This window comes from Butyricicoccus sp. (assembly GCF_050872565.1).
In the GTDB taxonomy this organism is placed as follows: domain Bacteria; phylum Bacillota; class Clostridia; order Oscillospirales; family Butyricicoccaceae; genus Butyricicoccus_A.
In genome coordinates, this window is record NZ_JBNMHC010000058.1 from 1 (window position 1) to 8,815 (window position 8,815).

At 51.2% G+C, this 8,815-nt stretch carries 8 protein-coding genes; 5 read left to right on the plus strand and 3 right to left on the minus strand.

The annotated features are described in order from the left end of the window. Positions 1-50: 50 nt before the first annotated feature. The 3 genes from ACR0P9_RS04130 to ACR0P9_RS04140 all read right to left on the minus strand — a co-directional run bounded on the left by ACR0P9_RS04130 (position 51) and on the right by ACR0P9_RS04140 (position 3,031). Positions 51-770: a DUF554 domain-containing protein gene (locus ACR0P9_RS04130; protein ID WP_432617591.1), complete on the minus strand. Its 720-nt coding sequence runs from the start codon at positions 768-770 to the stop codon at positions 51-53. After that, complete coding sequence (locus tag ACR0P9_RS04135; protein ID WP_432617593.1) at positions 767-1,708, minus strand: putative PEP-binding protein; 942 nt, start codon at positions 1,706-1,708, stop codon at positions 767-769. The genes ACR0P9_RS04130 and ACR0P9_RS04135 overlap by 4 nt, the downstream gene beginning before the upstream one ends. Positions 1,709-1,846: 138 nt before the next feature. Next, on the minus strand, positions 1,847-3,031 hold the full coding sequence (locus ACR0P9_RS04140; protein WP_432617595.1) for an iron-containing alcohol dehydrogenase: 1,185 nt from the start codon (positions 3,029-3,031) through the stop codon (positions 1,847-1,849). A gap of 343 nt (positions 3,032-3,374) precedes the next feature. Between ACR0P9_RS04140 and ACR0P9_RS04145 the strand changes: the two genes are divergently transcribed. The 5 genes from ACR0P9_RS04145 to ACR0P9_RS04165 all read left to right on the plus strand — a co-directional run bounded on the left by ACR0P9_RS04145 (position 3,375) and on the right by ACR0P9_RS04165 (position 8,590). After that, complete coding sequence (locus ACR0P9_RS04145; protein ID WP_432617597.1) at positions 3,375-4,313, plus strand: DUF2225 domain-containing protein; 939 nt, start codon at positions 3,375-3,377, stop codon at positions 4,311-4,313. Continuing rightward, positions 4,310-5,227, plus strand: coding sequence for a DUF4037 domain-containing protein (locus tag ACR0P9_RS04150; RefSeq protein ID WP_432617599.1), 918 nt, complete (start codon positions 4,310-4,312; stop codon positions 5,225-5,227). The genes ACR0P9_RS04145 and ACR0P9_RS04150 overlap by 4 nt, the downstream gene beginning before the upstream one ends. Before the next feature lie 5 nt (positions 5,228-5,232). Continuing rightward, complete coding sequence (locus ACR0P9_RS04155) at positions 5,233-5,865, plus strand: DUF4125 family protein (protein ID WP_432617600.1); 633 nt, start codon at positions 5,233-5,235, stop codon at positions 5,863-5,865. After that, on the plus strand, positions 5,862-8,141 hold the full coding sequence (locus tag ACR0P9_RS04160) for an ATP-binding cassette domain-containing protein (RefSeq protein WP_432617602.1): 2,280 nt from the start codon (positions 5,862-5,864) through the stop codon (positions 8,139-8,141). Before ACR0P9_RS04155 ends, ACR0P9_RS04160 begins: the two co-directional genes overlap by 4 nt. Before the next feature lie 308 nt (positions 8,142-8,449). Beyond that, positions 8,450-8,590, plus strand: a complete 141-nt coding sequence (locus ACR0P9_RS04165) for a hypothetical protein (protein WP_432617604.1) — start codon at positions 8,450-8,452, stop codon at positions 8,588-8,590. Positions 8,591-8,815 lie beyond the last annotated feature (225 nt).

Genomic DNA, 8,815 nt, shown 5'->3' on the forward strand with positions numbered 1-8,815 from the left:
CAAAGCGTCAGTTCCGGTTTTCCGGTTCTGACGCTTTCGTGTTTGGGATGTTATGCGGCGACCAATGCCCAAATGACGGCGATGACAATCGTCGGCAGCATGTTGGCGGGCTTGAATTTTTTGCTCCAGACCATGTTGACGCCGACGCAGAAAATCAGCATGGAACCGGTCAGAGATAAATTGGCAAGTGCCTGCTCGGTCATAATTGGCTGCAAAAAACTTGCCAAAATGGTAATTGTTCCCTGAAACAGGGCAACCGGAATAGCGGAAAAAATACTGCCTTTGCCGAGAGAGGCTGTCATGGCGCAGACGATAATCATATCAATCACGCCTTTTAGTGCCAACGTGTGATAATCGCCGGAAATACCGTCCTGAATGGAACCGACAACCGCCATGGCACCGATGCAGACTGTCAAAGAAGTCATGACAAAGGCGTTGACGAATTCGTTGTCGTTCGCGTTGCCGGTTTTGGCGCGGATCCATTCACCGAATTGTTCAATGCGTTTTTCAAAATTGCACGCTTCACCGATCAGTGAGCCGACAGCAAAGCACACAACGATCATAATGGTACCACTGCTCGATAAATTTCCGTCGGAGATTTGCAGCATTTTTTCCATCGCACCGCCGATGCCGACAAACAGCAGACAAAGACCCTGCGATTTGAGCAGAGTCTCCTGAAATCGTCTGTTTAGTCTGCCGCCGAACAGCAGACCCAAAACGCCGCCGATGACAATCAAGCCGACGTTGATAATTGTTCCTAAGCCTATCAATCGAATTCCTCTTTATGTTCCTGTGTGTGGGAATAGAGCTGTGGAGAAGCAATGACACTGTTGATGCCAAGCTCCTTGCAGAACTGCAAGCCCTTTTCTGTCAATACATATTTTCCGCTGGCGCAGATGCGTACCTCTGGATTGCTTCGGCGCACCTGCGTCAGAGCGACACCAAGCAGCGTGCCGATGCCGATGTCGTCAAATTCATTAAACGGCGTTTCGTGAAAGCCGTATTGATTTCTGCCATTGTTCTGCGCTTTGCCGTACAGCAGCCAGCACAGCTCATCGACTTGAAAGACGATAACATCGGCAAATTTGGCGAGATCACCGGCAAAATAAATCGCGCGCGGCGTGGCGATCTCAATGCCGACATCGCAGATAATGTCGTAGTCTATTGCGCACTGTGCAATGAATAAGTGCTGCTGCTGTGCCTCGCGGCAGCGATTGACGAGCGGGAGCAGGATGGACATTTTTTCAATGCCGCAGGTCTGTGCCGCGTCAAATAATCCGCGCAGCATGGATGCAAACAGCATCTCATTGCTGATAATCATGTAATAGCTGAGATCCGGATGCTTACACCAAACGGCTTTGACGCGCTCATGGAGCCATTCGTCAGTGCAGCCCATAAATTCACTGAGCTGGTCAAAATCAGACGCGAGACTGGGGAGAAAGGTTTCCATCGGTCCGTCCGGCAGGCGCACGCACAGCTGCTTTTGCGAGTTGTTCTTGAGCTTGTTGAGCCAAGAGGCGGTTTGGCACTCCTGCAGCTGCTTGAGACGAGGATCGTCCGGCGTTTCCGGTTCCGACAGCAGCAGACTTTGGATAAGAAGCCGTTGAGTGTTGTTTTCTGCGATAGCTTCTCCGTTTAACATGACACCGTTGGTGTTTTCCGGCGCAGACAGATTTTCATAGGCATTGATTGACGCGACATAGTTCATGGGGATCACATCCTTTTTATTATAAATGGTGGGGTACTTACTTGCAAGGGAAAAGAAGAAAAGGGTCTGCCGGTATGATCCAATCATACCAGCAGACCCCAAAACAGTATCAAGGGATACTGCGGATGGTGGACAAAATTACATTGCCATGCTGTAAATTTCAGCAGCGATTTCCGGCGTCAGCTTGATGAAGTTGCCGTGATTCGGTGCACCGTAGAACATGTTCTCAACCATGCCCGGGATGTCCTCCGGCTTGCCGCCAATGGAGCTGATGGAGTTCGGCATACCCAGTTCGTCGAAGAACTCACGCAGCAGCTTTACGCCTTCCATAGCGGTTACTTCCGGATGCTCGAAATCGTTCTGGCAGCCAAAGATGCGGGTTGCAAACTTGACAAACTTCTCCGGTCCCTTTGCCTTGATGGCATATTCCATCCAGTATGGGAACAGCAGAGCCAGACCAGCACCATGGGATGCGCCGTAGTTGATGCCGATTTCGTTGTCCATGTGATGGGTGCCCCAATCCTGTGCACGGCCAACACCGGTGATGTTGTTCTGAGCGACCATGGCAGCCCACATGATGTTTGCACGAGCTTCGTAGTCGTTCGGGTTCTTCATGACGCGGCGACCTTCCTTGAGCATGGTCAGCATAACAGCTTCCAGCATACGGTCGGTCAGCTCGCAGTCCGGCGTGTCAGAGAAGTAGCGCTCCAAGCAGTGTGCGAAGATGTCGGAAATACCGGAAGCGGTCTGATACGGCGGGAGTGTCATCATCAGTTCTGGGTTCATAATAGCGAACAGCGGGCGCAGAATGTCGCCGTCAGCACAGCGCTTGTACTGCTTGCCGTCTTCGGTTACGAGGGTAACGACAGAGTCGGTGGAGCCTTCGGAACCAGATGCTGCGATGGTAACAACACAGCCTACCGGCAGAGCTTCCGTAACCGGACCCTTCTTGCCGCAGTAGTAATCCCAGAAATCACCGTCATACAGTGCGCCAAGAGCGATGCCCTTTGCAGAGTCCATAACCGAGCCGCCGCCCAGCGGGAGGATAAAGTCAACCTTTTCCTTCTTTGCCAGCTCGATGCCCTCATATACCAGATCACTCAGCGGGGAAGCCTTTACGCCGCCCAGTTCTACATACTCCAGACCAGCAGCATCCAGAGAAGCCTTAACGCGGTCGAGCAGACCGGAACGCTTAACGGAACCGCCGCCGTAGTGGATCAGAACCTTGTGGCCGCCGTAGCGCTTTACCAGTTCACCAGTCTGTGCTTCAGTGCCCTTGCCGAATACGAAATAAGTCGGGCTGTAGAAAGTAAAGTTATCCATACAATAAACCTCCTGCATAAATAAAAAAGTAATTGTTAAATCAACGAACGAATCATGGTAAGTGCTTGAAATCCTTGTCATTATTATAGAAGAAAACCGGGTTTTATAGTGTGCATGTACTCATCTTTTTTTTGCCGTATCTCGACTGCTGTTTGCGGCAAAAGCAATAAGATTGAGCAAATAGCGTTTGTTGTTTCTGTTTAGTCTGCACAGAAAAACCGACTTCCAGCGAGCGGCAAACAAGTTGCGAAATCTGGCACAACCTGTGTCCGGCGCATTTCCTATAATTAAAATAGCGAGTAGTATCTCTATTTTTACAGGACTATCGGATGGAGGAATATCTATGCAGCAGACATTACAGACATTTTATCAAAATCTCGATCAATGCTACACACAAGGAGATGTTGATCAAGTCGAGCGATTCTTGCTGGAAGCCGAGGCACAGTATCGAAAAAACACGGCGGGAGCATCGGAAATTGGCATTGCCATTTATAATGAGTTGGGTTCTCTGTATCGCGGCATCAGCCGATATGATGCGTCGATTTCCTCGTTCCAGCACGCGAGAGAGCTGGTAAAACAGGAGATTGGCGCGGACAGCGTGCAGTATGCAACGGTACTCAATAATATGGCGGGCACCTGTCGACTGATGGGAAATTTTGATGATGCGCTCAAGCTGTTTCATCTGGCGGAAGAGATCTATGCCCGCGCCGGAGAGGAGCAGAGCTACGCCTATGCGAGCGTGCTCAATAATATGTCGCTGGTCTATCGAGAGCTGGAAGACTTGCAGCCAGCCATTGCCTATTTGGAAAAGGCACTGACGATCATTCAGACCATGCCGAACACGGAACAGGAAATTGCGATTACCTATAATAACTTGGCGGCGATGTATCGGCAGGCAGATGACACGGAAAAGGCAAAGCAGTGTGTCAATCTGGCCATTGACTTTTTTGAGCGGTGCCGTGAGGAAGAAAATGTGCACTATGCCGCCGGCCTCAACAGTCTGGCTGGATTCCTGTATGCAGAACAGGACTACATGCGTGCGCTTGAACTGTACCAAAAATCCGCACAGTACACCAAACGCTTTTTTGGAGAAAATATGGAGTACGGCATCACCTGCCGCAATATGTATTGGGTCTATGAACGGCTGGGGAAACGGCAAGAAGCGATACAAGCACTGGAAAAAGCGCGGGAGATTTTTGCTCGGGTGCTCGGAGAGAACGATGACCGAACCTGCGCCATTGCGGATGACCTGCGCCGACTGAAAGAAGGAAGCAGCACATGAGAGGACTGGAACTCGCGCGATATTATTATGAAACCGCGGGAAAACAGGCACTGGAACGACAGGTGCCGGATTTGGTGCCGCGGCTGGCTATCGGACTGGCGGGAGAGGGATCAGAATGCTTCGGTTTTGATGATGAGCTGTCCCGCGACCACGATTGGGGACCAGCATTTTGCATTTGGATGACAGAGGAGGACTTTGTCAGACATGGCGTGCAGGTGCAGGCGGTGTATCGCAGTTTGCCGGATGCCGTTGCCGGATTTTCCGTGCGAAAGAGCGGCGTGATGAGCAGCGGCCGTGTGGGCTGTTTGTGCATAGAGGATTGGTATCGCCGATATACCGGATATGCGCACGGACCGGAGACGCTGGCACAGTGGCGGCAGATCCCGGAGTCTTTTTTGGCAACTGCGACAAATGGAGAAGTTTTTGCCGATCCGCTTGGCATCTTTACCGGTATTCGGGAAAAGCTGCTGGCGCATTATCCGGAGGATATTCGCATCAAGAAAATTGTGGCGCGCGCGGCAACGATGGCGCAGGCGGGACAGTATAATTACCCGCGCTGCGTGCGCCGCGGAGATACCGTGGCGGCACAAATGGCAATCGCAGAATTTGCGCGCGCGGCGATGTCTATGGTATACTTGCTCAACCGGCGTTATGCGCCCTATTATAAGTGGACGCATCGCGGCATGAAAAATCTGGAAAAACTGCCGCGCGTGGCAGCACAGCTGGAAAAACTCAGCCGCGGAGAAGGCGAGGCACAGGAAATCATCGAAGGCATCTGTCTGAATGTTTCCGCTGAACTGCGCCGCCAGCATCTCACAACACGCGAAGACACGTTTTTGATTGACCTGTGTGCCGATATGATGCAGCGCATTCAAGACCCCAAATTGAGACAGACACACATCATGCAGGAGTGATAGAAATGGCAGCAATGACGATACATCCGCGCGTCAAGCGCATCGTGGAAGCGGAATGGAAGCTGTTCGATCAGGTGCAGAATATCGGCGGCCGTGCATCGTGTCAGGACAGCCCTGATACATTCTTTATCATGCGCAGCAGCCAGCTGATGGCGTGGAGCGAGGCGATGCAAGAGAGTTATTGGAACGATCTCACCACAGCGACACAGCAAGGACGCAATCTGCTGACGGAGAAATACGCCTATATGATGGCGCGAACCAGTCCGGCAGAATTTTCCCGCCTTCTCAGTCTTTTTCCGGCGCGCCTGCCGGAAAAAGACAAGTACATTGATGCCATCTGTGCGGTCAGCGTCGCGTGGCAGGAACAGCTCGCTGAACAGTATCCGCGTCTTGTCGGACACGGCAGAGCCATCCGCAAAGAGACAGATAGTCTGTATGAGACTTCCTTTGAGACCTACCTGTGGGGAGAATTGGCGACATATTCGCTGGATACGGTGAAGCTGTATCACGCGTATATCCAGCAGCTGGAAGCGCAAGGCAAGAGCTTATGTGAGATGATTTTGCAAAATACTGTGCAGCAGCTCGGCTATGCATCGCTGGCAGAGGCGGAAGCGAAACTAGAAGGAGGGGTATCGTGAATGAAAGAAACAAACGAGAAGACATCGAGATTTTCGGTGCTTCTGAAAATAATTTGAAGCATATTAACGTGACGATTCCGAAGGAAAAACTCGTGATTTTGGCGGGTGTTTCCGGATCCGGAAAAAGCTCTCTGGCGTTTGAAACCATTGCGTCAGAGAGCAGCAGACAGTGGCAGGCATCTTATCCGATGTTTTTGCGGCAGCGTCTGCCAAGATATGAAAAACCAAAGGTGGATGCGATATATAACTTGACGCCGTCTATCGTGGTCGACCAAAAAGCGATTGGTGCGAATATTCGCTCGACGGTGGGAACTGCTGTAGACGTTGCGCCGCTCATTCGCCTGCTGTTTTCGCGCGTGGGTCAGCCGAGTGCGGGTGGCTCGATGGCGTACTCTTTCAATCATCCGCACGGCATGTGCCCGGAGTGCACAGGTCTCGGGGAAAAAGTGACGCTGGACGAAAGCAAGCTGTTCGACATGGATAAGACCATCAACGAAGGCGCGATTCGCTTCAGTCAGTTTTCCGGCGGCAGCTGGCAGGAATTTTATTATAAATATAATCCGCTGTACAGCGCAGATAAAAAACTCAAGGATTTTACCGAAGAGGAATGGAAAGCGTTTCGCATTGGACCGGATGAGCCACTTGTCATGGACTTCATTCGCAACAATACCGGACAGGTTTCCAAGCTGCCGTATGAAGGCGTTGTCGCGCGATTTAATCGGTTGTATTTGAACCGAGATATTTCTAAGCTGCGCAAGAGCGTGCGCGAGGAAGCGATGCAGTTTATCAAAAAGGGTACGTGCCCGGCGTGTGGCGGCAGCGGACTCAATCCCAAGGCACTGGCATCTAAAATCAATGGGTATAACATTCGAGACTATAACGAGATGCAGATCAGCGATTTGATTCCTGTGCTCGAAGCCATTGACCATCCGCTCGGCAAGTCCATTGCGGCACAGATTCTCGCGTGTCTGCGGCATATGGTAGATGTCGGCTTGGGATACCTGAGCTTGTCGCGCCGCACGGATACGATGTCGGGCGGCGAGTCTCAGCGGCTCAAGATGGTGCGTCATTTGGGCAGTAGCCTGAGCAATATCACGTATATTTTTGACGAGCCGACGGCGGGTCTGCATCCGGCGGATGCACAAAAGATTGGCAAGCTGCTGCTTGCCCTGCGCGACAATCACAATACCGTGCTTGTGGTAGAACACAGCCGACAGATGATAGAGCTGGCGGATCATGTCATTGAGATGGGACCGCTGGCGGGCGCAAAGGGCGGCAAAGTGGTCTTTCATGGCACGGTTGAACAGCTCAAACAGACGAACACGCTGACGGCGGTATCGATGCGCGAAAAGATTTCGCTCAATACCCAGCCGCGCCCGTGGACACAGAGCTTTTCTCTAAAACATGTCTCACGCAATAACTTGAAAGATGTCTCTGTCGAAATTCCCAAAGGCGTTTTGACGGCGGTAACCGGTGTGGCCGGTTCCGGCAAGAGCAGCTTGATTCGGCAGGAATTTGTCGAGCGGTATCCAGAGTGCATTGTCATTGACCAGAAGCCGATTGGCACTTCGGCGCGTTCGACACCGGCGACGTATACCGGCGTCATGGACGATATTCGCAAGTTATTCGCCAAGGAAAACGGCGTCAGTGCGCAGTGGTTCAGCTTCAATTCCAAGGGCGCGTGTCCGGTGTGCAAGGGAAAGGGCGAAATTACGCCGGATGTCGCCTTTGCCGATCCGGTTGCCATTTTGTGTGAAGAATGCATGGGACGGCGATACAATCCGACAGCACTCAGCTATCCGTATCACGGCAAGAACATCGAAGAAGTCATGGCGCTGACCATCAATCAGGCGTTGGCCTTCTTCCCGCAGCCGAAAATTCACGAACGGCTGCAGTGTATGCTGGATGTCGGTCTGGGATACATGACGCTGGGACAGCCGACAAGCACGCTGTCCGGCGGCGAGATTCAGCGGCTCAAGATGGCGAGTGAGCTGCACAAGCAGGGCAATGTATATGTGCTCGATGAACCGACGACGGGACTGCACAACCGCGATGTGGAGCGGTTACTGGCACTGCTGCGCCGCATTGTCGATCAGGGGAATACGGTGATTGTTGTAGAGCACAGACAGGAGCTGATTGCACAGGCGGATTGGGTGATTGATTTGGGACCGGAAGGCGGCAGAGCAGGCGGTGAGGTATTGTTTACCGGAACGCCGGAACAACTGCTTGCGTGTCCGCATTCTCTGACCGGACGGTATTTGCGAAATAATGTATAAGAAAAATGCGTGAAGCGAGAAACGGCAAAAAAACAAAGAAGAAAAGCACATACATTTTCTCGACTTCGCGTATAATAGAATTATAGAAAAAAACAAAAAGATACACCATAAGACACTACCTGTTTCCGGTGTCTGGAGAGCATGAGTCTTTCGTTGTGGCTTTCCCATTTCCCATGCGCAGACTGCCTTGCTTCGCTCTTCAGATGATCCGACTATAAATCCTGTTTTGTTTGTCGAATGGCTGGGCTGCAGCAGCTCAGCCAGACAAGCAAAAATCAAAAAAGCCCACCTTTCAGAAGGATAAATTCTTGAAAATGCATCTTTTTCTCCTTATTTTTGTTGTATTTTCGTCGGCACAGGGAATGCATCCTTCTATTCTAATTCGACCGGCGCAGTACGGTCTCTGTCAGATTTCCGTCATGGCAGAGACCATGCGCACCTCTCAATGATAACATATCACAACACAAAAGCGTGCAGCACATCGGGAATCCGGATGTGCTGCACGCTTTTGCAAATATATGGAAAAGTGAAGAAAAGTATGCTATAATAAAAATACAGTATAATAATCAGAAGGGAACAGAACATATGATTCAAGATATTGCACCGAAAAAATTTCATATCGAGTACAAGAACATACAGCCGACATGGGATGACACGGTTTTTGTGTTCCGCGG

Bases quoted from the DNA above. Each gene is read 5' to 3' on its own strand.
- ACR0P9_RS04155 (WP_432617600.1), top strand. From the start codon at position 5,233: ATGGCAGCAATGACGATACATCCGCGCGTCAAGCGCATCGTGGAAGCG.
- ACR0P9_RS04140 (WP_432617595.1), bottom strand. From the start codon at position 3,031: ATGGATAACTTTACTTTCTACAGCCCGACTTATTTCGTATTCGGCAAG.
- ACR0P9_RS04135 (WP_432617593.1), bottom strand. From the start codon at position 1,708: ATGAACTATGTCGCGTCAATCAATGCCTATGAAAATCTGTCTGCGCCG.
- ACR0P9_RS04150 (WP_432617599.1), top strand. From the start codon at position 4,310: ATGAGAGGACTGGAACTCGCGCGATATTATTATGAAACCGCGGGAAAA.
- ACR0P9_RS04145 (WP_432617597.1), top strand. From the start codon at position 3,375: ATGCAGCAGACATTACAGACATTTTATCAAAATCTCGATCAATGCTAC.